We start from the raw sequence: 21,011 nt of genomic DNA, 5'->3' as shown, positions 1-21,011 counted from the left end.
CGATTCATTCACCACTCGCGCTGATAGACATGTCTGAAGAAGCCACGATCGCGCTTGGCCGCTTCGAACTCGATATGGACAGGCGGGTCCTCACGCACGACGGCGAGGTCGTCCACATCGGCTCGCGCGCGTTCGACATCCTCGCGGCGCTCGCGTCGGCCGACGGGCGGCTCGTGACGAAGGACGAGCTGATGCAGGTCGTCTGGCCGGATACCGTCGTCGAAGAAAACAACATCCAGGTGCATCTGTCCGCGGTGCGCAAGGCGCTAGGACAGGATCGCGATCTCATCATCACCATTCCCGGCCGCGGCTATCAACTGGTGCACCGGCGCCGGGAAGCGGCCGTCGCCGTCGCGCCGCGTGCGCCGGCATCGGCATCGGCGAGGCGCGGGCTGCCGATGCAGAAGATCCGTCTGATCGGCCGCGACGACGACGTGAAGCAGGCGCGCGAGATGCTCGATCGCACCCGCGTGCTGACGCTGACGGGCGCGGGCGGCATCGGCAAGACGAGTCTCGGCATCGAGGTCGCGCGCGGCTATGCGGCGAACGGCTCGGTGGACGTGTGCTTCGTCGAGCTCGCCGCGTCGACCGACGAGGCAACGGTGCTCGCGGCGCTCGCCGAGGCTTGCGGCGTGCCGTCGGCCGGCTGCGCGCTCGACGCGGCGCGAATCGCGGGCGCGCTCGCGGGGCCGCGCCGGTTGCTCGTGCTCGACAACGCCGAGCAGGTGATCGCCGCAGTGGCCGCGATCGTCGAGACGCTGATCGCGGCGAACGATGCGCTGCGCGTGCTCGTGACGAGCCGCGAGCCGCTGCGGATCGCGCCCGAGGCGGTATTTCGGGTCGATCCGCTCGACGTGCCCGCCGCGAATGCGGACGACGCCGACACCCTCGCGCGCTCGGCGGTCCGGCTGTTCTTCTCGCGGGCGAACGCGCTGCAGCGCACGCCCGGTGTGCAGTCCGCCGAAATTCGCGTCGTCGGCGAAATATGCCGCCGGCTCGACGGCATTCCGCTTGCGATCGAACTGGCGGCGGCGCGCGCGGCGACGCTCGGGCTCGAAGGCGTGTACCGCCGCCTCGACGATCGGCTCGCGATGCTCGGCGGCGGCCATCGAACCGCGCTGCCGCGCCATCAGACGCTGCGTGCGACGTTCGACTGGAGCTTCGCGCTCCTCGACCGGCGCGCGCGCGCCGTGTTCCGGCGGCTCGCGATGTTCGGCGGGCTGTTCACGTTCGATGCGATGTGCGCGGTCGCGTGCGATGCCGATCTGACGATCGGCGGGGTGATCGCCGCGATCGACGAGCTCGTCGCCAAATCGCTCGTCACCGTGGAATTCGACGGGCCGGTCGCCAAGTACCGGCTGCCCGAGTCGACGCGCGCGTACGCGCTCGAAAAGCTGATTGCCGAAGGCGAGCGGCATCAGATCGCCGCGCGCCATGCGCGCTATCTGACCGCCTGCTTCGACGCGGCCCCGGCCGGCAGCGCCCGTGCGCGCTTCGACGACGCGTCGGCGCTGCGCCAGACGCTCGACGACGCGCGCAGCGCATTCGACTGGGCGTTCTCGGACGACGGCAATCCGCGCGTCGGCATCGAGCTTGCGGCGAGCCTCGTCGGCGCGCTGCTCGACGGCGGGATGATCGATGAGTGCGGCAAGCGCGCCGCGCTCGCGGTCGACGCGATCGATGCGCTGCCGCCGCGCTCGGTCGACGCCGCCGTCGAGATGCGCGTGCGCGCCGCGCTCGCCGCGTCGCTGCTCCATCTGGGCGGGCCGGTGCCGCGCTCGGCTGCGTTGTGGCGCGACGTGCTGGCGCTCGCGGTCGAGTCGGGCGATGCGGCGCATCACGCGCGGGCGCTGTGGGGCTTGTGGAACGCGATGCTGTCGGCGGGCGACATCGACGAGTCGCTGCGCTACGCGATGCGTTTTCAGGCGCTGTTGCAGCAGCACGGCACGCGCCGGCAGCAGATTCTCGGCGAGCAGTTGGTCGCGGTGTCGCTGCATTGCCAGGGCCGGCATTCGGAAGCGAAAGCCCGGCTCGAAGACGCGCTGCGATGCCTTGCCGACGACCGAGACGACAGAGACAACAGAGACAATTCCCGCGACGACGGCGCGAGATCCGCGGCCCCGTTCATCGTCGATCCGTTCATCCTGAGCCACGGCACGCTTGCGCGCATCGTCTGGCTTCAGGGTGATCCCGAACGCGCGATGGAACTCGTCGACTTCGCGGTCGGCCTCGTGCGGCCCGACACCGTCGAGCCGTCGCTTACGCACTTGCTCGGCGCGGTCGCGGTGCCGCTCGCGCTGTTGTCGGGCGACGTGCGGCGCGGCGCGCATTATCTCGAGATCATGCGCTCGCAGACGGCGCTGCACGGTTTCGACATCTGGCGCGAATGCAGCGATTGCCTGTCCGCGTATCGCGACATTCTCGACGGACGCGTCGCCGACGGATTGCGCGTGCTCGACGTGTCGATCGACGCGCTGCTCGCGCGCGGCTTCAGGCGGCTGCTGACGCCGCTCGTCGTGTCGCACGCGGAGGCGCTCGCCGAGGCCGGCCGGCTCGACGACGCGTCGCGCCGCTTGCGCGACGCGCTCGCGCATTGCCGCAACAGCGGCGAGGCGCTGTTTCTGCCGGAAGTGTGGCGTGCACTCGGCGCGGTTGCGTATGCGCAGGCACAGGCACAGGCACAGGCACAGGCACAGGCACAGGCACAGGCACAGGCACAAGGCGGGCCGGCCGGGGCCGACGCGGACCGCTTTGACGCGGCGCATGCATGCTTCCGGGAGGCGATCGATCTGGCGCGCGCGCAGGGCGCGGCGATGTGGACGCTGCGCGCGACGATCGCGCAGGCGCGACTGCTGCTGGCCGACGGACGCGCGCACGAAGCCTCTGACGCGCTGCGGGCGTTGGCCGCGCACTTCGATCCGACGTCGCGCGCGCGGGACGTTCGCCAATTGTTCGATCTCGTCGCGACGCTGCCGGCCGATCCGTGATCGGCGTGGCGCGCGGATACGCGCGCGCTGGGCCGATCGAGCAAATGCCGCACACCGGGCCAATCGCGCAGAGCGAATGTACCGGGCAACCGAACGCGCCGAGCCGACCGAGCAAACCGAGCAAACCGAGCAAACCGAGCAAACCGACCCACCCGGCAAGCATCCGCGCGCCATCATGCTTCGATCAGCGTGCGAAGCTTGTCGCCGCCGAGCGGCATGTCGCGCAGGCGCTTGCCGGTCGCATCGAACAACGCATTCGCGATCGCGCCCGCGGTCGGCCCCATCGCCGCTTCGGCGACGCCGAGAAACGGCATGCCCGGACGATCGATCAGATGCACGCTCAACCGGCTCGGCGCCGCCGAGAACCGCAGGACCGGGTAGCTGCTCCAGTCGAAGCTGCGGATGCGCGCGGTGTCGTACTGCAGCGATTCGTACAGCGTCCAGCTCGCGGATTGAATGATTCCGCCTTCGATCTGATTGCGCACGCCGTCGGGATTGACGATCTGGCCGGAATCGACCGCGACTTCCGCGTGCTCGAGCACGACCTGTCCCGTCTCGCGCGCGACCGAGATCTCGACGGCCATCGCGACGTAAGCCATCAGATTCTTGTACTTGCCGAACGCGAAGCCCACGCCGCGCCCCGGTTTTCGCGGCGGGCGCGGCCAGCCGAAGCGCCGCGCGGCGAGCGCGATGGCGTCGCGCGCGCGCGGGTCCTCCATGTGCTTCAGCCGGAACGCGACGGGATCCTCTTGCGCCGCATGCGCGAGCTCGTCGATGAAGCTCTCGATCGAGAAGACGTTCATGTGCGCGCCGAGCGAGCGCATCGCCGATGTGTTGAGCGGCATCGTCGGCGAGAAGTTGTTCGTCACGTGCAGGTTCGGGAACGTGTACAGCGGAATCGCGTTGCGGTCTCCGCCGCCTTCCGGCTGCACCATCGGCACCGACGGCGCGGGCGTGAACGGATGTTCGAGCATCGTAGCCGGCACGAGCCGGCCCGCGTTGACGATCCGTTCGTTGTGCGAGCTGCTCCACAGTGCATAGTTCCAGTCGACGATCTTGCCGCTCGCGTCGAGCGACGCACTCACTTCGGTGACCATCGCCGGCGTGTAGTGATCCCACGTGTGCTCCTGCTCGCGCATCCATTGCACGCGGATCGGACGGCCCGGCATCGCGCGGGCGATCAGCGCCGCGTGCGCGGCGACGTCGTCGGCGCCGTTGTGGCCGTAGCAGCCCGAGCCTTCGGCATGAATGCAGCGGATCTGCTGCTTCGGCAGCGCGAGCAATTCCGCGAGCGCATCGCGCAGCGGATAGACGCCCTGCGAGTGCGTCCATACCGTCATCCCGCCCGCGTCGAAATGCGCGATCGCACACGACGGCCCGATCGAGCCGTGCATCAGGTACGGCTTCGTGTAGCGCGCGTTCAGCGTCTTCACGCGCGGGCCGGCCGGCGCGCGCACGCTCGCGATGTCGATCCGCTCGGTCGCGATCCGCTTGAGATCCCGATGGACGGTCGCGCGATCGGGCAGCGCGCGGCCCGCGCTCCAGCGGCACGTCGCGGCGAGCGCGCGCTGCGCGCTGACCGCCTGCCACTCGCCGCGCGCGACGACGGCGAGCAGGCTCCCGTCACGCACGATCCTGACGACGCCCGGCAGCCGCGACATGTTCGCTTCGTCGAAGCCCTGCAACTGCGCGCCGTAGACGGGCGGCAGCACGACGCGCGCATGCAGCATGCCGGGCAGGCGCATGTCCTGCACGTAGCTCGCGCCGCCCGACACCTTCGCCGGAATGTCGACGCGCGGCAGCGACGTGCCGATCACGCGGAACGCGCCGGGGTTCTTCAGCGGCGATGCGGCCGATGCGGTGCGATGCAGATCGACGAATCCGACCGCCTCGCCGAAGGTCATCCGCCGGCCGTCGCGGGCGGCGATGACGCCGTCGCGCGTCGTGAGCGCGTCGCTCGCGACGCCGAAGCGGCGTGCGACCGCGTCGACGAGCAGGCCGCGCACCTGCGCGGCCGCGTTCAGCAGCGCGCTGCCGCTGTCCGCCATCGTGTGGCTGCCCGCGGTGAGCCCTTCGTCCGGCGATGCACCGGTGTCGGCGGTCAGGAACGTGATCAGCGCGGGCGCCATGTCCAGCTCTTCGGCAGCGACCTGCAGCAGCGCGGTGCGCACACCGGTGCCGAGCTCGACCTTGCCGGTGAAGACGGTCACCTTGCCGCTCGGATCGATCCTGATCCACGCATCGAGGAACGGGTTCGTCTTCAGGCTGCCGGCGAGCGCCTGCGTCGCCTTCGGGATGCGGACCGCCGCCCCCTCGTCGGCGATCACCCGCTGCGCGAGCGCGAGCGCGGGCGCGGCGGACGCGAGGCTGAACGTGACGAACAGCGAGCCGGACAGCAGGAACTGGCGGCGGCGCGGATCGAAATCGTCGTCGTCATGCTTCATGCGCGGCTCCTTGGTCGTTCGTGGCCGCGCTCGCGGCGGCGGCGCCGGGCGGCGGCGCGATGCCGGCCGCCTGGCGGATCGCGGCGAGGATCCGCGTGTGCGTGCCGCAGCGGCAGAGGTTCGGCTCCATGTGCGCGCGCAGTTCGCGCTCGGTCGGCTTCGGATTGCGTTCGAGCAGCGCCTGCGCGCGCATGATCATGCCGGCGATGCAGTAGCCGCACTGCGCGGCCTGATGGTCGATGAAAGCCTTCTGCAAAGGCCCGGGCCGCTCGGCGCTGCCGAGACTCTCGATCGTTCTGACCGGCCGCGCGCCGATCGACGCGACGGGCAGCAGGCACGAGAAGACGGGCTGGTCGCCGACGATGACCGTGCACGCGCCGCATTGTCCGAGGCCGCAGCCGAACTTCGCGCCGTGCAGGTTCAGGTCGTCGCGCAGCGCATAGAGCAGCGGCGTCGATGGATCGATGTCGAGCGCGTGCGTGACGCCGTTCACGGTTAATTGAATCATCGGGATGCGTTCTCCTTCCTGAGCGCCGATACCGTCGCATCGACGCCCGCCCACGGCCCGCGGCTCGAATAGGCGGCGCGCACGTATTGCGCGAGATCGGCGATCTGCTCGTCGCTGTAGACGTCGCCGAACGGCGGCATGTAGTTGACGGCCCGTTCGCCTTCCCACGTGATGCCGCCGATGATCATCTGCGCGAGATTGCGGGGCGTTTCCGCGTTGACCGCGGCGCCGAGCGCGAGGCTCGGGCGTTCGCCGATCGATTGCATCGGCGCTTCCGGGCCATGGCACTGCGCGCACGATGCGGCAAAGATCGTCGCGCCGCGCCGTTCCGGCTCCGTCATCGACCGGGCGCCGACGGGGACCGCGGACGGCGCGTCGCCGGTCCGCGGTTTTTGCAGCGACAGCAGATAGATCGCGATCGCGTCGACGTCCTCGCGCGGCAGCGTCGCCAGCTCGCGCGTGACTGGCAGCATCGGGCCCGCCGCGGCGCCGTGCTCGCTCGAGCGCCCGCTACCCAGATAGGTCACGAGCGCGTCCCGCGTCCAGGGGCGCACCGCGTCAGTCAGCCGGTTGAGCGCGGGCGCGTCCCAGCCGTCGACGAGGCCGCCGTCGAATGCGTGGCCGGACTGCTCGCCGCCGATCGCGTTGAGCGGCGAGTGACACGCGGCGCAATGCCCGAGGCCTTCGACGAGATGACGGCCGCGATTCCACTCGGCGTTCTTCGACGCATCCGCCGCGAGCGTGCCGGGACGCAGGAACAGCACGTTCCAGAACGCCACGAGCGGACGGAAATTCAGCGGGAACATGAGCCGGTTCGCGGGCGCGGTCGCCTTCACCGGCTCGCGGTTCATCAAGTACGCGTAGGCGGCGAGGATCTCGCGGTCCGTCATCCGCGTGAAATGAACGTACGGAAACGCGGGATAGAGCAGATGTCCGTCACGCGAGACGCCGTGGCGCATCGCGCGCGCGAATGCGTCGATCGACCACGCGCCGATGCCGGTTTCGGGGTCCGGGGTAATGTTGGTCGCGAAGATCGTGCCGAACGGCGTCGCGAGCGGGCGGCCGCCGGCGAACGGCCGGCCGTCGTTCGCGGTGTGGCAGACGACGCAATCGCCGAGCGCGACGACGCGCGCGCCTTCCTGCCTGAGCACGGGGTCGAATGACGATGCGGCAGGCCGCTCGACCGGCGCGATCGCGGGCTCCCACATCAGGTAGCCGGCCGCCAGCGCGCCGATGACGGCGATGCCCGCGCAAACGAGGATCAGGGGTCGGCGCATCATCGATCCCGGCAGCACTGCGCGACGCGGCCGCGCGCGAGGCGGCCGGCCGTATCGGCGCGGTTGCGGCGGTGCGGCGCGCGCGCGCTCGCGTGGCCGACGCGTTGCGGCATCGGCGCGCGACGACGCTCGGCGTGCGGCGAGGCCATCGGCGGAGCGCCCGTCCGGATGGCGGCTGGGCCCATGTCGTGGGGCGAAGGTGGAAGCAAGGTCTATCTCCTGGCGAGCGTCGCCGCTGCATCGCGGCGACGGTGGGGCGAGCGGTTCTCCGCGATGCGCGCTACGGCATCCGCCGGTTGCGCGAACCGCGTGTTGCGCGTGTGCGCCACCCGATCATGCGGCGCGGAGGGAAACGCAGCGCGCGGCCCGCGCCGATCGAGCGACAGGTATTGCCGCACAGGTTAGTGATGCAAGCCGCATGCGTCCTGAAGCGACGCTGAATCGTTGCTAATTTCGGTGGCGGTTCTCGCCGCGGCCAGCGGCGGCGATGCGTTGCCGGTGCCGCGTCGCGTCGCGTCGCGTCGCGTCGCGTCGCGTTTGTGACGGCGGAGGCGCGAAAAGGTGCCGACCCGTGTGCGCGGGCGAGCGACGCCGCAAGGCCGCCGGCACCGCCGACATCGACATCCGGCTTCGCGCTCGCCGCCCGTCTTCAGCTTTTTTCAGCGCTCGACCATGCCTTTTAACGGCCGCGTCGCTACGCTTTCGATCATGTCGCTGGTCAGCCGGCTTGCCGGCTTCATTGGCGCGAAGTCATTCGGGAGGCGTCGCGGGCAACGTCGAGAACGATCGCGGGCGCGGCGGCGTGCGCCGGGTGCATCGGGCGTCGAGGGTCGAGTGTCGAGTGTCGAGTGTCGAGGATCGAGTGTCGAGTGTCGGGCGGCGGGGAGATCGACGAAACCGGGCGGGCAGCGCGGCGACACGGTCGCCGTCACAGTCACCGTCACCGTCACCGTCGCTCGCGTCGCGATCGGTCGACGCGCCGACGTCCCGCACGACTCCGTCTCGGCGAGATCGCTCGATCGTCGCGCGTCGCCGGTGCAACGAGCATCAACGTAGAGGAGATGACATGACCCGGCGCGTTGCGGGGATCGAGATTCCCGACAGTGGAATCGCGTGTGCGGCGACCGCGCGGATGCGTTGCGCGGAGGCGGGATGGATGTTCGACCATGCGGTCCGGAGCTTTCTGTTCGGGATGCTCGCCGGGCGGCGCGACCGGATCGCGTGCAATGCGGAGCTGCTCTATGTCGCCGCGCTGTTCCACAACGCCGGGCTGCACATCGAGCATCGGCATTCGGCGCGCCGGTTCGAGATCGACGGCGCCGACGCCGCACGCGATTTCCTGCGTCGGCACGGCGCGAGCGAGGCCGACGCCGCCGACGTGTGGGACGCGATCGCACTGCATACGACGCCGGGCATCGCGGAGCACAAGTCGCCGCTCGTCGCGATGATGCACGCCGGCGTGCAGATGGACGTGCGCGGCCTTGGCTACGCGAGCTTCGATCCGGACGCGCGCGATGCGATCGTCCGCGCGTATCCGCGCGATCCGGGCTTCAAGGAAAGCATCCTCGAAGCATATGCGCTCGGGATCGCGCACCGGCCGCACACGACGTTCGGCACGGTCAGCGCGGACGTGCTCGATCGCTGGGACCCGAACTATCGCCGGCTGAATTTCTGCGGACTCGTCCTCGGGTCCGACTGGCCGGACTGAACGCCGCGCGGACGCGCAGTGCGCGTCGACGCGGCCCTTCGACCACTTCACCACTCATTGGATCAAGCATGCAAACACGACGCTTCAGAGTACGTTCGGCCTTGCTGGCCGCCTTGATGTTCGGCTTCGCGCAGATGCCCGCAGCCTTCGCGGACGCGGATGCGGGCGCCGCCGCCGCCGAGTCCGCGCGCGCGACCGCGCCGGCGCGGTCGGTCGCAGTCGGGCCGCAGTACGACACGACGCACGTCTACGTCGCGGTGTCCGATCTGGACGCGTTCGTCGACAGCTTCGTCGCGACGTTCGGCGGGAAGGCGTCGCCGCGCGTCTCGCTCACCGTCACGCCGACGCCGAGCGAGACGCTGTCGCAATACGTGCAGACGCCGGTGGGCATGCTGTCGGTGTTCGGATTCAAGACGCCGATTCCCTATCCGTTCGGCGACGAGCGGACGGGCTATTTGGTGACGGATATGGACGACGCGGTGAAGGCGGCGCGCTCGGCCGGCGCGGACATCGTCGTCGACTCGTTCGACGATCCGATCGGCCGCGACGCGGTGATCCGCTGGCCGGGCGGCGTGATGATGCAGCTCTATTGGCACCGGAAGGCGCCGTCTTACGCGCCGCTCGCGACGGTTCCCGACAATCGCGTCTATCTGTCGCCGTACGAGGCCGATCGTTTCGTCAAAAGCTGGGTTCGCTTTTCGCGCGGCAAGGTCGTCTCCGACAACCGTCATGAAGACGGCGGCGCGATCGGCCGGCCAGGCACGGAAATGCGCAAGATCGTGATCGAATCGGCCTTCGGCCGGGTCGCCGCGTTCGTGACCGACGGCAAGCTGCCGTTCCCGTACGGCCGCGAAACCACCGGCTATGCGGTCGACGATCTCGATGCGACGCTCGAGAAGGCGCAGGCGGCGGGCGTCAAGGTGCTGGTCCGGCCGTATCGCGCGCGCGCCGCACGCACCGCGATGCTCGCGTTCCCCGGCGGCTACATCGCCGAAGTGCACGACGCGAAATGACGATGCGCCGTGCTTCCGCGCTCTGCTGCTGGGCGTTGATGTCGCTGCTCGCCGCGGCCCGCGCGCACGCGGCGGACGCGCCCGCCGCCGCGCCCGCCGCCGCGCCCGCGCCGTCGGACGCGCCGTCGGACGCGCCGTGCACGAAGACTCGTCCGGCGATCCTGTTCAACCGCTGGCAGGAAGACTGGTCGGCGCTCGCGGATCCGTGCGTGCCGCGCCGGCCGCTCGATGCGCTGAAGTACGCGCCGCTTTTCGGCCGCGGCGACTCGTATCTGTCGCTCGGCGCGGTGCTGCGCGAGCGGCTCGAGGTGAACGACGCGCCGCTCTTCGGCATCGGCCGCGCGCACGGCGACACCTATGTGCTGCAGCGCGCGCAGGTGCATGCCGACTTGCGCATCGCCGGACACGTCCAGGTGTTCGTGCAGCTCGAGGATGCGCGCACGTTCGGCAAGGACAACGTCGGCCCTGTCGATCGCAATCGCCTGGATCTGCGTCAGGCATTCTTGACCTACGTCGACGCGATCGGGCCGGGCGTGTTCAAGGCGCGGATCGGCCGGCAGGAAATGGCGTTCGACTTGCAGCGCTTCGTGTCGGTACGCGACGGCCCGAACGTGCGTCAGGCGTTCGACGGCATCTGGGCCGATTGGGAGCAGGGGCCGTGGCGCTTCATCGGCTATGCGACGCAGCCCGTTCAGTATCGCGACGACGAAGCGTTCGACGACGTGTCGAGCCGCAACCTCACGTTCAGCGGCGTGCGCGTCGAGCGTCAGGGCGTGGGGCCGGGCGACCTGTCCGCGTATTACTCGCGGTACAACCGGACGCAGGCGCAGTTTCTCGACGGCGCGGGCGCCGAGCATCGGGACGTGTTCGACGTCCGGTACGCGGGCAAGAAGCAGCATGTCGACTGGGACGTCGAGGGCATGTATCAGTCGGGGCGCGTCGGCGCGCAGCGCATCGAAGCATGGGCGGTCGGCTCCCTCGCCGGCTATACGTTCGCCGACATGCGCTGGACGCCGCGGGTCGGCTTGCAGATCGACGCGGCGTCGGGCGACCGGCATCCGCACGACGGCCGGATCGAGACGTTCAATCCGCTGTTTCCGAACGGCTACTACTTCGCGCTCGCCGGCTATACCGGCTATACAAACCTGATTCATGTGAAGCCTTCGATCACGTTGAAGCCGAGCAATGCGCTCACGCTGCTCGCGGCGGTCGGATTGCAGTGGCGCGCGACGACGGCCGATGCGGTCTACGCGCAAGGCGCGGCGCCCGTGCCCGGTACGGCGGGCCGGGGCGGCAAGTGGACCGGCTTCTATACGCAACTGCGCGCGGACTGGGCGGTCACGCCGAATCTGGCGGCGGCGCTCGAGATGGTGCATTTCCAGGTCGGCGACGCGATTCGCGCGGCGGGCGGACGTAATGCCGATTACGTCGGCGCGGAGTTGAAATTCGGCTGGTAGCCGTCGCCGTCGCCGTCGCCGTCGGCGGGCGGTCGCGTTGCGATCGTCATGTCCGGGCGTGCGCCGGTCGTTCTTTCGCGGCAGGTGCGATCGCGCATCTCGTCGATCGTGTGGATGCGCTGAATCGATATGGCGATGCGCGGATCGTCTGCCGCTGCACTGCTTTGTCGAACCAGCGATCGAACGCGAAGCGTTCGGCGCAGCGCGAACGGCGACACGATTCGATGGATCGTGTCGCCATTCGCGAATGACCGGACGTTCGCGCACATCGTCGCGCCGCCTCGACTGCGAGACTGGTCGGCGCCGCGACAGTCGGGGCAGCCGAGCATGCGGCGCGAACGAGACGTCATTGATATTGGGCAATACCGATCTATGCTTCACTCCGGGCGGCGTGTTCGCATCATTCGGCGTTCGCGCACGCAGTGCGCGCCCGATCGCCGAATCATGAAAATTCAGGTTTGCTTAAGTACGGCGCGCCCGCCGCGCATTAATCTGCCCGGCGAGCGTTGCGACGTCCGCGCGAAAGCGATCGAGGAAAAATCGCCGGGCGCGGCGCGCCGTACCGCATGACATGAAGCGCGCCGCTTCGAGCGAGTGCCCGTTCGATGCGGCGCGAGCGTCGATCGGGGCGCATCGGACACTCGATGCGCGTCGTCATCGCACGAAGCACGCTACGTGCGGCGCACGAATGCGCGACGACGGCAGCTTCGGTTCATTGCGGATTGCAGCACGGATTGCGCTCGGCGTCGCCGCACGGCATCGAGCGAAGGTGCCGCAGCGTACCTCGCCGCGTTGAAGGGCCTGCTGTCCGGTCGGAGCGCATCGCATCGTGCGCCCGTCACCTTACTACCCACCAGGAGCGCACGCAGATGGACACGATCACGACGAAAGACGGTACGCGAATCTTCTACAAGGACTGGGGCAAAGGGCGCCCGGTCGTGTTCTCGCACGGCTGGCCGCTGAACGCGGATGCTTGGGACGCGCAGATGCCGTTCCTCGCGCAGCGCGGCTTTCGCGTGATCGCGCACGATCGCCGCGGCCACGGCCGCTCCGAGCAACCGGCGGCGGGCAACGACATGGACACCTACGCGGACGATCTCGCCGCGCTGCTCGATGCGCTCGACCTGCGCGAGGCGACGCTCGTCGGGCATTCGACGGGCGGCGGCGAAGTCGCGCACTACATCGGGCGCCACGGCACGAAGCGCGTCGCGAAGGTGGTGCTGATCGGCGCGGTGCCGCCGATCATGCTGAAGACCGCCACGAATCCGGGCGGCCTGCCGATGGACGTATTCGATGGCATCCGCAAGGGCGTCGCCGACAACCGCTCGCAGTTCTACCGCGATCTCGCGACGCCGTTCTTCGGCTTCAACCGGCCGGACGCGAAGGTGTCGCAAGGCACGATCGACGCGTTCTGGGCACAGGGGATGACGGGCGGGATTCTCGGTCAGTACGCGTGCATTCGCGAATTCTCCGAAGTGGATTACACGGAAGACCTGAAGAAGATCGACGTGCCGACGCTGATCCTGCACGGCGACGACGACCAGATCGTGCCGATCGACGATTCCGCGCGCCTGTCCGCGAAGATCGTCGGGCGCGCGACGCTGAAGGTGTATCCCGGCGCGCCACACGGGATGTGCGTCACGCATGCGGATCGGGTCAACGCAGATTTGCTCGCGTTCCTCGAGTCGTAAAAGACGATCTCGGCAGTCGCCGCGGTTCGACGTCGCGCGCCGGCGGTCCGCCATTGGGAACGGCGGACGGGGAGCTCGATCGAGGTCTCGTGGTGCGATCCGGCCTCCGCGAACTACGGCGGGCAGATCTGGACGAAAGGCGTCGCGCGCCGGCGCTGCATCTGCGCGTTGTCCGGCTCGACGATCGAATCGGGCGACGTGATCTATCGGCCGAAGTACACGCGCGGGAACATTCCGGCCAACGCCGATCAGGCGATTCTCGCCGCGGCGCTCGATTCGTCGGCGTGACGAGTCAGTCCGACGCGCGGACGCGCCGCCGCGGCGATGCGGCGATGCGGCGACGCAATGCGATTCCGCGGCCGTGCGGCCGCGACGACGAAAACGAGAACGGAGAGTGGATGGATACATTGCAGGCGATGAGAGTGTTTGCGCGCGTCGTCGAGGCGGGCGGCGTACCTGTCGCCCGACGCGCCGCTTTGCTTTCGTCGCCGCGCTTCGCGCGTGAACGACACCGAGCGTGACGATCGATCCTTCGCTGAATTGTCGTTCGACGCGTGTTCGGGCTCGACGGCGGCGAGGCGACCCGCTTTGCCGCAGACGCGCCGGCGCAGCCCGGCAACGCTGTAGAATTCGAATCGCCATAAAGCGCAACGCAACGCCGACGGCGGGCCGGCCGGCTCGCCGCAGTCCGCCATGTCGAGCATCGCCACACTGCGGCGCGAGAATCGAGTGCGACTCGGAAAAGCGCATTCCGATCGCGCCGTTCGTGCGTCTGGGGCATCACCCACACCGAGGACATCAGGATGAAGCTGCTTCTCGTCGGATCGACCGGGCTCGTCGGCCGCCACGTGCTCGACCTGGCGCTTGCCGATCCCCGCGTCGACAGGGTGGTGGCGCTCGCGCGCCGCGCGTTGCCTGCGCATCCGAAGCTGCAGGCTCCGCGCATCGACTTCGATCACCTGCCCGAAGACGCAGCGTGGTGGCAAGCGGACGCGGTGATCTGCACGCTCGGCACCACGATGCGGGCGGCCGGCTCCCAAGCGGCGTTCCGGCGGGTCGACCACGACTATCCGCTTGCCGTCGCGCGCATCGCCCGGCAACACGGTACGCCGACCTACGTGCTCAATTCGGCCGTCGGCGCGGACGCATCGTCGCGCTTCTTCTACAACCGCGTGAAGGGCGAACTGGAGCGGGATCTGGCCGGTCTCGGGTTCGCGTCGCTGACGGCGGTGCGGCCGGGCCTGATCGGCGGGCGCCGTGACGAGTTTCGCGTCGGCGAACGGGCCGCGGTGTGCGCGCTGACGCTGTTCGGACCGCTGCTGCCGCGCGGCTGGCGGCTCAACCCGGCGCCCCGGATTGCCCGCGCGCTGATCGAGGCGGCGCTGAATCCGCAGCCGGGCACGCATGTCGTTGCGTCCGATCGTCTGACCTGACGGCCGCACCCGCCAATCCGGACGACGGCCTGTCGCGCTCGCGTGCCGCGAGCGCCGTCGGCGAAGACGGCCGAGGCGCGCTATCCTGGCGCTCGTGCGAAGCGCCGCTGTCGCTCGGCGGTGGGCGGCCTCCTCGACGTTGACGCCGCCGCCGCGGAATCGATCCTCGACCTTCGTCGAACTCGCTCGCGAACGCGCGTCGACGGTTGCCTTGCCGGCCCGGCGGCGCAGGACGGAGACTCGGGCGATCCGGACGCCGGCCGCGTCGGCGCGCGAACCTCGGAGACGCCCGTCAAGCGCGGCAGGAAGCAGTCGATCGTGTCCGGACGGCTCGCGATTCGCACGACGCCGATCCAGGAGGCAATTCTTTTTGGGAGTCTGAATGGACAGTCATATCGCGGCGGTCGAGCTGAAAAAGGCTCACCGACTCATCAATCACGGTCCGACCGTGCTCGTGTCCGCCCGCCACGACGGCGTGGACAACGTGATGGCGGCGGCGTGGGCGTGCGCGCTGGATTTCTCGCCGCCGAAGCTGACGGTGGTGCTCGACAAGGCGACGAAGACGCGCGAACTCATCGAGAAGAGCGGACGCTTCGTCGTCCAGGTGCCGACGGCGGCGCAGTTGCAGCTCACGCACGAGATCGGCAGCCATAGCCTGTCGAGCCAGCCGGACAAGCTGCGGCGCGCCGACGCGGAACTGTTCGCGATCGACGGCCACGATGTGCCGTTCGTCGCGGGCTGCTCGGCCTGGCTCGCGTGCAGGCTCATTCCGGAGCCGCACAATCAGCAGGCCTACGATCTGTTCATCGGCGAGGTCGTCGCCGCGTGGTCCGATACGCGGGCGTTCAAGGACGGACACTGGAATTTCGAGCGTGCCGACCCGGCGTGGCGGAGCCTGCATCACATCGCGGGCGGCCACTTCTACGCGATCGGCGAGCCGCTCTCGGTCCGCGAGGCCGGCAAGCAGGACGTCGAAGAAGCGCTGTAAATTCGCGCGGCGCCCGGCTCCCGGGCGCCTTTCGCCGGACGGCTCGCATAGCCGGCGCGTGCCGTGCGGGCAATGCGGAAGAGGGGCGATGCCCCTCTTCGTTCTTGCGGCTCCATCGTCTTTCGTTCGACTTTGGCGCGCGCCCGTCAGCGATGCCGCATGCCGTGGAAGTCCCCGCGCCCGGTCGATTCGGCGAACGCATCGGCGAGACGGCATCGGAACGATCGGACGACGCCGCGCGCGACAAACATATTCACGGTTTCCCGCCGTCACGCGGTGCGCGTTCCGCACGACGCCCCGCCTGCGCGCGGACATCGCCTGCCGGATGCCGGGCGCGCCCGCCGCAACCGCGACTCAACCCAACGCTCGGACCAGCGACCGGAACACCCGGTCGACGTCGTCCTCGTCCGTGCGCCAATTGCTGAACGCCGCGCGCAGCCCCCAGGTGCCCGCGTAGACCGTCGTCGTGATGAACGCGTCGCCGAGGTCGCGCACCGCGCGCATGTACGCGTTGACGCGCGCCTCGTCGGGCTGCTCGGCGAGCGTGAAGCACACGACGTTGAGCCGTGTCGGCGCAAGGAGCGTCAGGCCGGGCTGTTCGTCGATCAGGCGGCCGAGCCGGCGCGCGAGCGCGATGTTGCGGCGGACGATCTCCGCGTGCCCGTCGCGGCCGTACGCGGCGAGCGCGAACCACGTCGACAGCGCGCGCAGCCGCCGCGAATTCTCCGGCGTCAGATGGACGAAATCCGGATTGTCGGCGGGGACGCCGAGATACGCGGCGCTGTTCTGGAACACGCGCACCTGCAGGTCGCGACGGCGGCTGAATTGCACCGCGGCGTCGTAGGGCACGTTCAGCCATTTGTGCAGGTCGATGCAGATCGAGTCGGCGTCGTCGAGACCGTGCGTGAGCGACGCGTGCTCCGGCGACAGCGCGGCGAACGCGCCGAACGCCGCGTCGACGTGCAGCCAGAACGGATAGCGCGACTTGAGCGCGGCGATGGCCGGCAGCGTGTCGTAGTCGACCGTGTTCACGGTGCCCGCGTTCGCGACGACGATCGCCGGCTTGCCGTCGAGACGCCGGAGCGCCGCTTCGAGCGCGGCGACGTCGACGGCTTCGCGGTCTTTCAGCGTCGGGATCTTCCGCACCGCGCGGCGGCCGATGCCGAGCACCGATAGCGCCTTGTAGATGCTCGAGTGCGGCGCGCCCGACAGCACATCGATCGTCGGCAGCTTGCCGACGCCGTCTTCCGCGACATCGACAGGCGGATCGCACCGCTCGCCGAGCCATTCGCGGCCGATCGCGAGGCCCACGAGGTTCGACATCGTCGCGCCGCTGACGAGCACGCCCTGCTGCGCGTCGGAGAGCCCGAACAGCTCGCGCAGCCGCGCGACGGTCTCGCGTTCGAGATCCGGCGCGGTGCTGTCGATGCCCGCGGTCGGATTCTGGTCGTAGATGCTCGTCAGCCAGTCGCCGGCGATCGCGGCGGGCGTTGCGCCGCCCGTCACGAAGCCGAGGTAGCGCGCGCCGGCGCTGCCGGAAAATCCCGGCGCCCAGCGCGCCGCGAAATCGTCGAGCGCCGCATCGAAGCCGACGCCGCGTTCGGGGAGCGGCGACGGCGTCGCGGGAGGCGGCGCCAGCGCCGCGGGCCGGTCTTCGATGCGGCCGAGCGCGTCGAGCGCGTGGTCGAGCGTGCGCTCGAGCACCGCTTCGATGTGCTCGAGGTCGTGCGAGAGTTTGGCATCCATTCGGTGTGTCGTCGTCGAGGTCAGGGGAAACGATCGATTCAATGCGTTGCGTTGCGCGCGGACGCGGCGTCGCGAACGGGAATACTAAGGCTAATGCGCGGATCGTGCTGGCGAGCGCGCGAATGCCGGGACAGCCGGCCCCGTTCGGAAAAGACATAAATCGATCCGACGACCGTCTTAATGCGAATGCGCATCGACCACCCGCCTGACCTTGCCCAACGCGTCGCGCAGCGTTTCCGGATCCACGGATCCGAGCGCGACGCGAATCGCATGCGGCGCGTGCGCGGACGTCGCGAACGGCTCGGCGGTCGACACCGAGACTTGCTCGCGCATCAACGCCATCGCCACCTGGTCGGCGCGCGCTTCTTCGGCGAGCGGCAGCCACAGGAAATACGATGCCGGATGACGGACGCACCGCAGTCCGGCGAGCGCGTCGCTCGCGATCGATTGCCGGGCGGCCGCATCGCGGCGCTTCTGCGCTTCGAGGCGCGCGACGGTCCCGTCGTCGAGCCAGCCGCAGGCGATCGCCGTCATCACGCCGGGCGTGTTCCACGTGGTGCCCCTAATCGCGCGCTCGATCGCCGGCACCCACTGCGCGGGCGCCGCGACGAAGCCGACGCGCAGCCCGGTCGCGACGCTCTTCGACAGCCCCGAGACGTAGACGGTCGCCTCCGGCGCGAGCGCCGCGATCGGCGCGGGCGGGTCGTCGGCGAGGAATGCGTACGCGGCGTCCTCGATGATCAGCAGTCCGTGGCGGCGCGCAATCGCGACGAGCCGCCGCCGCCGATGTGCGCTCATCACCCAGCCGAGCGGGTTGTGCAGCGTCGGCATCGTGTACACCGCACGCACGCGGCGGCTTTGGCAGAGCCGCTCGAGCGCGTCGAGATCGGGCCCCTGGCCGGCCGCCGGAATCGGCGCGAGCTCGAGATGCTGCGCCTCGGCCACGATCTTGAAGCCCGGATAGGTCAGCGCGTCGGCCGCGACGACGTCGCCGGGGCGCAAGAGCGCCATGGCCGTCGCGGCGAGCCCGTGCTGCGCGCCGCTGACGATCGTCACGCGCTCCGCGTCGACCGACAGGCCGCGGCAGGCGAGATGGCGAGCGACCGACGCGCGCTCGTGCCGCCGTCCGCCGTGAGGCTGGTAGCGCAGCAGCGCATCGAGGTCGCCGGACGCCGCGAGCTGCCGCAGCGCGCTTCGCAGCAGCTCGGCCTGCTCGGGCAGCGACGGATAGTTGAAACCGAGATCCACCATGCCGGCTGCGGCCGCGTGCTGATCGATGCCGAGCCCGCGCGGCAGCGCGGTTTCCCGGACGAACGTGCCGCGGCCGGTTTCGCCGCTGACGAGCCCCATCGCTTCGAGCTCCGCGTAGACGCGCGTCGCGGTGACGAGCGCGAGGCCCTCGTCGGCCGCGAGCCGGCGATGCGTGGGCAGGCGCGTGCCGGGCGGCAGGCGGCCCGAGCGAATGTCGGCGGCGAGCGCGTCGACGAGGTGTTTGTAGCGGGCGTGGGCCATATGCCGATGTATCCATGACAATTATTTGATCGTATTGATTTTCGGACATACGATGCGTCGTCGCAATCGACACTCACTGGAGACGACGTCATGCATATCGCAATCCTGACTTTCGAGGGCTTCAACGAGCTCGACTCGCTGATCGCGCTCGGCATCCTCAACTGCGTGAAGAAGCCGGGCTGGCGCGTGTCGATCGCGAGTCCGACCGCCCGCGTCCGGTCGATGAACGGCGTCGCGATCGAAGCGCAGGCGTCGCTGCGCGACGCGAGCGATGCCGATGCGGTCCTCGTCGGCAGCGGCGCGCGGACGCGCGAAGTCGTCGCCGACGCCGCGCTGATCGCGCAGCTTCGGCTCGATCCGTCGCGGCAGCTATTGGGCGCGCAGTGCTCGGGCACGCTCGTGCTCGCGAAGCTGGGGTTGCTCGACGGCGTGCCGGCGTGCACCGATCTCACGACGAAGCCGTGGGTGCAGGAAGCCGGCGTCGACGTGCTGAACCGGCCGTTTTTCGCGAACGGCAACGTCGCGACGGCGGGCGGCTGTCTTGCGTCGCACTATCTTGCCGCGTGGGTCATCGCGCGTCTCGAAGGGCGGGAAGCCGCGGAGCGCGCGCTGCATTACGTCGCGCCGGTCGGCGAGAAGGACGATTACGTGTCGCGGGCGATGAAGCATGTCGCGCCGTTTCTGACGGAAGCGTCGACGGCCGCGTGAGCGAGCGGGCGCCGCGGGGGGGGCGGCGGCGGCGCGCGTCGCGTGCTCGTGTTCGGGCTCGGTCAGGATCGGGCGCCGGGCCGGGACGATGCATTCACGTTCGGCGAGCGTGACGGGTGAAGGGTGCGGGGGAGAAGCGTGGCGCGCGAAGCGAAGTGAAACGCTTGGCTTCGGCCCCGGCTCGTCGGGTGCCGGATGCGTCGCCGGGGCAAGCGCCGCCGATGCGATCGATGGCCGGCGAAACGATACAATCGTGGCGTTTCGATTCGTCACGCAGCGCGCGTCGCGCAATCGGCGCCGGACGGCGTCATACGGCGCGAGGCGACAGCCGGCGTTCGCTCTTCACGCATGGCGTTTCGTTCCGGCGAAACGCGTCGAGCGCCGATCGATGGCTTTGTGGAGGCACATGTTGAATTCCGGTATCGCCCGTCGCGGACGTCACGGCCCGCAAGCGGCAATGCACGAAAACGCCGGCGGCGGGCGCACGCCGCCGGCCCGGATCTTCGCGTTCAACGGCGACGCCGACGGCCTGTGCGCGCTGCAGCAGCTGCGTCTTGCCGAAGGGCCGGGAGGAACGCTCGTGACGGGCGTCAAGCGCGATATCCGGCTGCTGGATCGCGTGTCGGCCGCGGCCGGCGACGAAGTCACGGTCCTCGACGTGTCGCACGACCAGAACCGAGCGGACGTCGAGCGACTGCTCGCGGCGGGGGCGCGGCTGCGCTACTTCGATCATCACTTCGCGGGCGCGCTGCCCGGCCATCCGAACTTCCATGCGCACATCGATACCGCCGCGGACGTCTGCACGAGCGCGATCGTCGATCGATACCTGCAAGGGCGCCACGCGCGCTGGGCGATCGTCGCGGCGTTCGGCGACGCGCTGCCGCAGCTCGGCCATGCGCTCGCGCTTGCGCATCGCATCGAGCCGGAGGCGCTCGAGCGGTTCGCGCAGCTCGGACAATGCCTGAACTACAACGCGTACGGCGAGCGCGTCGACGACCTGCATTTCGATCCCGCCGCGTTGGCGGAAACGATGCAGCCGTTCGCGGATCCGCTCGACTTCATCGACAGTACCGACGTGCTGCGCGCGCTGAGCGACGGATACCGGGAGGATCTGCGCCGGGCGCGCGCGGTGCGCCCGGAAGTGGCGACGCCGCACGCGATCATGCTCGTACTGCCGCCGGAGCGCTGGGCGCGCCGCGTGACCGGCGCGCTCGCGAACGAGGTCATGCAAGACCATCCGGCGTGCGCGCTGGCGATCCTGAGTCCGAAGACGGATGGCGGCTACGTCGTCAGCGTGCGCGTCCCGGCGAACAGCACGATCGGCGCCGACGATTTCTGCCGAGGCTTCGAAACGGGCGGCGGCCGCAAGCGCGCGGCCGGGGTCAATCATCTGCCGGCCGATCAGCTCGACCGGTTCGCCGCGCATTTCAAGACGACGTTCGACGAGCACATCGCAAGCGCCTGACACGCGCGCGCGGCGCGCGCAGTCGATGGCCTTCGCGCGAAGCCGAACGTCGGAGCGACCATGAGGATTGCCGA

Annotated in this window: 18 protein-coding genes; 11 read left to right on the top strand and 7 right to left on the bottom strand. The window is 69.6% G+C overall.

What is annotated here, in order from left to right:
• The first annotated feature begins 29 nt into the window (after positions 1 to 29).
• The gene (locus BG90_RS30380) at positions 30 to 2,987 is read left to right on the top strand and encodes an ATP-binding protein (RefSeq protein ID WP_045568519.1); all 2,958 of its coding nucleotides are present in this window, start codon (positions 30 to 32) and stop codon (positions 2,985 to 2,987) included.
• Between the two features lie 173 nt (positions 2,988 to 3,160).
• Here BG90_RS30380 and BG90_RS30375 read toward each other — a convergent pair whose 3' ends face one another.
• From BG90_RS30375 to BG90_RS30365, 3 genes are read right to left on the bottom strand one after another with little or no spacing between them, the layout of a single operon-like run.
• A complete protein-coding gene (locus BG90_RS30375; RefSeq protein ID WP_010122749.1) occupies positions 3,161 to 5,431 on the bottom strand; it encodes a xanthine dehydrogenase family protein molybdopterin-binding subunit in 2,271 nt (756 codons plus the stop codon).
• Positions 5,421 to 5,939 carry a (2Fe-2S)-binding protein gene (locus tag BG90_RS30370; RefSeq protein WP_025990586.1) on the bottom strand — a complete coding sequence of 173 codons (519 nt, stop codon included), beginning with the start codon at positions 5,937 to 5,939 and terminating at the stop codon, positions 5,421 to 5,423. Before BG90_RS30370 ends, BG90_RS30375 begins: the two co-directional genes overlap by 11 nt.
• Entirely contained in the window at positions 5,936 to 7,219 is a 1,284-nt protein-coding gene (locus BG90_RS30365; RefSeq protein ID WP_010122748.1) for a c-type cytochrome, read from the bottom strand. The genes BG90_RS30370 and BG90_RS30365 overlap by 4 nt, the downstream gene beginning before the upstream one ends.
• Before the next feature lie 1,063 nt (positions 7,220 to 8,282).
• On the opposite strand from BG90_RS30365, the gene BG90_RS30360 reads away from it, so the two are divergent.
• From BG90_RS30360 to BG90_RS30350, 3 genes are all read left to right on the top strand, one after another.
• Complete coding sequence (locus tag BG90_RS30360) at positions 8,283 to 8,924, top strand: HD domain-containing protein (protein WP_010122745.1); 642 nt, start codon at positions 8,283 to 8,285, stop codon at positions 8,922 to 8,924.
• 116 nt (positions 8,925 to 9,040) lie between these two features.
• Positions 9,041 to 9,937: a VOC family protein gene (locus tag BG90_RS30355; RefSeq protein WP_010122744.1), complete on the top strand. Its 897-nt coding sequence runs from the start codon at positions 9,041 to 9,043 to the stop codon at positions 9,935 to 9,937.
• Positions 9,934 to 11,394, top strand: a complete 1,461-nt coding sequence (locus BG90_RS30350; RefSeq protein ID WP_045568518.1) for an alginate export family protein — start codon at positions 9,934 to 9,936, stop codon at positions 11,392 to 11,394. The genes BG90_RS30355 and BG90_RS30350 overlap by 4 nt, the downstream gene beginning before the upstream one ends.
• Here the strand turns inward: BG90_RS30350 and BG90_RS30345 are convergent.
• The gene (locus BG90_RS30345) at positions 11,361 to 11,612 is read right to left on the bottom strand and encodes a hypothetical protein (protein ID WP_144411710.1); all 252 of its coding nucleotides are present in this window, start codon (positions 11,610 to 11,612) and stop codon (positions 11,361 to 11,363) included. The genes BG90_RS30350 and BG90_RS30345 overlap by 34 nt on opposite strands.
• 226 nt (positions 11,613 to 11,838) lie before the next feature.
• Here BG90_RS30345 and BG90_RS37775 point away from each other — a divergent pair, with 226 nt between their 5' ends.
• The 3 genes from BG90_RS37775 to BG90_RS38145 all read left to right on the top strand — a co-directional run bounded on the left by BG90_RS37775 (position 11,839) and on the right by BG90_RS38145 (position 13,373).
• Positions 11,839 to 11,964 carry a hypothetical protein gene (locus BG90_RS37775; RefSeq protein WP_257791825.1) on the top strand — a complete coding sequence of 42 codons (126 nt, stop codon included), beginning with the start codon at positions 11,839 to 11,841 and terminating at the stop codon, positions 11,962 to 11,964.
• Between the two features lie 299 nt (positions 11,965 to 12,263).
• Positions 12,264 to 13,085, top strand: coding sequence for an alpha/beta fold hydrolase (locus BG90_RS30335; RefSeq protein ID WP_010108042.1), 822 nt, complete (start codon positions 12,264 to 12,266; stop codon positions 13,083 to 13,085).
• A 6-nt stretch (positions 13,086 to 13,091) separates the two neighbouring features.
• Complete coding sequence (locus tag BG90_RS38145) at positions 13,092 to 13,373, top strand: DUF3331 domain-containing protein (RefSeq protein WP_081470036.1); 282 nt, start codon at positions 13,092 to 13,094, stop codon at positions 13,371 to 13,373.
• On the opposite strand, the gene BG90_RS30330 is transcribed toward BG90_RS38145, so the two are convergent.
• The gene (locus BG90_RS30330; protein WP_232289010.1) at positions 13,334 to 13,789 is read right to left on the bottom strand and encodes a hypothetical protein; all 456 of its coding nucleotides are present in this window, start codon (positions 13,787 to 13,789) and stop codon (positions 13,334 to 13,336) included. The genes BG90_RS38145 and BG90_RS30330 overlap by 40 nt on opposite strands.
• 99 nt (positions 13,790 to 13,888) lie before the next feature.
• On the opposite strand from BG90_RS30330, the gene BG90_RS30325 reads away from it, so the two are divergent.
• Positions 13,889 to 14,518: an NAD(P)H-binding protein gene (locus BG90_RS30325; protein WP_010122617.1), complete on the top strand. Its 630-nt coding sequence runs from the start codon at positions 13,889 to 13,891 to the stop codon at positions 14,516 to 14,518.
• 382 nt (positions 14,519 to 14,900) lie between these two features.
• Positions 14,901 to 15,506, top strand: a complete 606-nt coding sequence (locus BG90_RS30320) for a flavin reductase family protein (protein WP_010122618.1) — start codon at positions 14,901 to 14,903, stop codon at positions 15,504 to 15,506.
• 354 nt (positions 15,507 to 15,860) lie between these two features.
• On the opposite strand, the gene BG90_RS30315 is transcribed toward BG90_RS30320, so the two are convergent.
• Both BG90_RS30315 and BG90_RS30310 read right to left on the bottom strand, forming a co-directional pair.
• Entirely contained in the window at positions 15,861 to 17,252 is a 1,392-nt protein-coding gene (locus BG90_RS30315; protein ID WP_010122619.1) for a pyridoxal phosphate-dependent decarboxylase family protein, read from the bottom strand.
• A 177-nt stretch (positions 17,253 to 17,429) separates the two neighbouring features.
• Complete coding sequence (locus tag BG90_RS30310; protein ID WP_010108049.1) at positions 17,430 to 18,764, bottom strand: aminotransferase-like domain-containing protein; 1,335 nt, start codon at positions 18,762 to 18,764, stop codon at positions 17,430 to 17,432.
• 90 nt (positions 18,765 to 18,854) lie between these two features.
• Here BG90_RS30310 and BG90_RS30305 point away from each other — a divergent pair, with 90 nt between their 5' ends.
• Together BG90_RS30305 and BG90_RS30300 are read left to right on the top strand one after the other, a co-directional pair.
• Positions 18,855 to 19,472 carry a DJ-1/PfpI family protein gene (locus BG90_RS30305; RefSeq protein WP_010108050.1) on the top strand — a complete coding sequence of 206 codons (618 nt, stop codon included), beginning with the start codon at positions 18,855 to 18,857 and terminating at the stop codon, positions 19,470 to 19,472.
• A gap of 457 nt (positions 19,473 to 19,929) precedes the next feature.
• Positions 19,930 to 20,937, top strand: coding sequence for a hypothetical protein (locus tag BG90_RS30300; protein ID WP_010122621.1), 1,008 nt, complete (start codon positions 19,930 to 19,932; stop codon positions 20,935 to 20,937).
• The last annotated feature ends 74 nt before the right edge of the window (positions 20,938 to 21,011 follow it).

This window comes from Burkholderia oklahomensis C6786, assembly GCF_000959365.1.
GTDB classification, from domain to species: domain Bacteria; phylum Pseudomonadota; class Gammaproteobacteria; order Burkholderiales; family Burkholderiaceae; genus Burkholderia; species Burkholderia oklahomensis.
This window is presented reverse-complemented; position numbering and strand designations above follow the sequence as displayed.

Excerpts from the sequence above, each read along its gene's own strand:
- BG90_RS30310 (WP_010108049.1), bottom strand. The coding sequence starts at position 18,764 with ATGGCCCACGCCCGCTACAAACACCTCGTCGACGCGCTCGCCGCCGAC.
- BG90_RS30305 (WP_010108050.1), top strand. The coding sequence starts at position 18,855 with ATGCATATCGCAATCCTGACTTTCGAGGGCTTCAACGAGCTCGACTCG.
- BG90_RS30365 (WP_010122748.1), bottom strand. The coding sequence starts at position 7,219 with ATGATGCGCCGACCCCTGATCCTCGTTTGCGCGGGCATCGCCGTCATC.
- BG90_RS30360 (WP_010122745.1), top strand. The coding sequence starts at position 8,283 with ATGACCCGGCGCGTTGCGGGGATCGAGATTCCCGACAGTGGAATCGCG.
- BG90_RS30335 (WP_010108042.1), top strand. The coding sequence starts at position 12,264 with ATGGACACGATCACGACGAAAGACGGTACGCGAATCTTCTACAAGGAC.
- BG90_RS30320 (WP_010122618.1), top strand. The coding sequence starts at position 14,901 with ATGGACAGTCATATCGCGGCGGTCGAGCTGAAAAAGGCTCACCGACTC.
- BG90_RS37775 (WP_257791825.1), top strand. The coding sequence starts at position 11,839 with ATGAAAATTCAGGTTTGCTTAAGTACGGCGCGCCCGCCGCGCATTAAT.
- BG90_RS30380 (WP_045568519.1), top strand. The coding sequence starts at position 30 with ATGTCTGAAGAAGCCACGATCGCGCTTGGCCGCTTCGAACTCGATATG.
- BG90_RS30350 (WP_045568518.1), top strand. The coding sequence starts at position 9,934 with ATGACGATGCGCCGTGCTTCCGCGCTCTGCTGCTGGGCGTTGATGTCG.
- BG90_RS30370 (WP_025990586.1), bottom strand. The coding sequence starts at position 5,939 with ATGATTCAATTAACCGTGAACGGCGTCACGCACGCGCTCGACATCGAT.
- BG90_RS30355 (WP_010122744.1), top strand. The coding sequence starts at position 9,041 with ATGTTCGGCTTCGCGCAGATGCCCGCAGCCTTCGCGGACGCGGATGCG.
- BG90_RS30300 (WP_010122621.1), top strand. The coding sequence starts at position 19,930 with ATGCACGAAAACGCCGGCGGCGGGCGCACGCCGCCGGCCCGGATCTTC.
- BG90_RS30330 (WP_232289010.1), bottom strand. The coding sequence starts at position 13,789 with ATGCTCGACATGGCGGACTGCGGCGAGCCGGCCGGCCCGCCGTCGGCG.
- BG90_RS30375 (WP_010122749.1), bottom strand. The coding sequence starts at position 5,431 with ATGAAGCATGACGACGACGATTTCGATCCGCGCCGCCGCCAGTTCCTG.
- BG90_RS30325 (WP_010122617.1), top strand. The coding sequence starts at position 13,889 with ATGAAGCTGCTTCTCGTCGGATCGACCGGGCTCGTCGGCCGCCACGTG.
- BG90_RS30315 (WP_010122619.1), bottom strand. The coding sequence starts at position 17,252 with ATGGATGCCAAACTCTCGCACGACCTCGAGCACATCGAAGCGGTGCTC.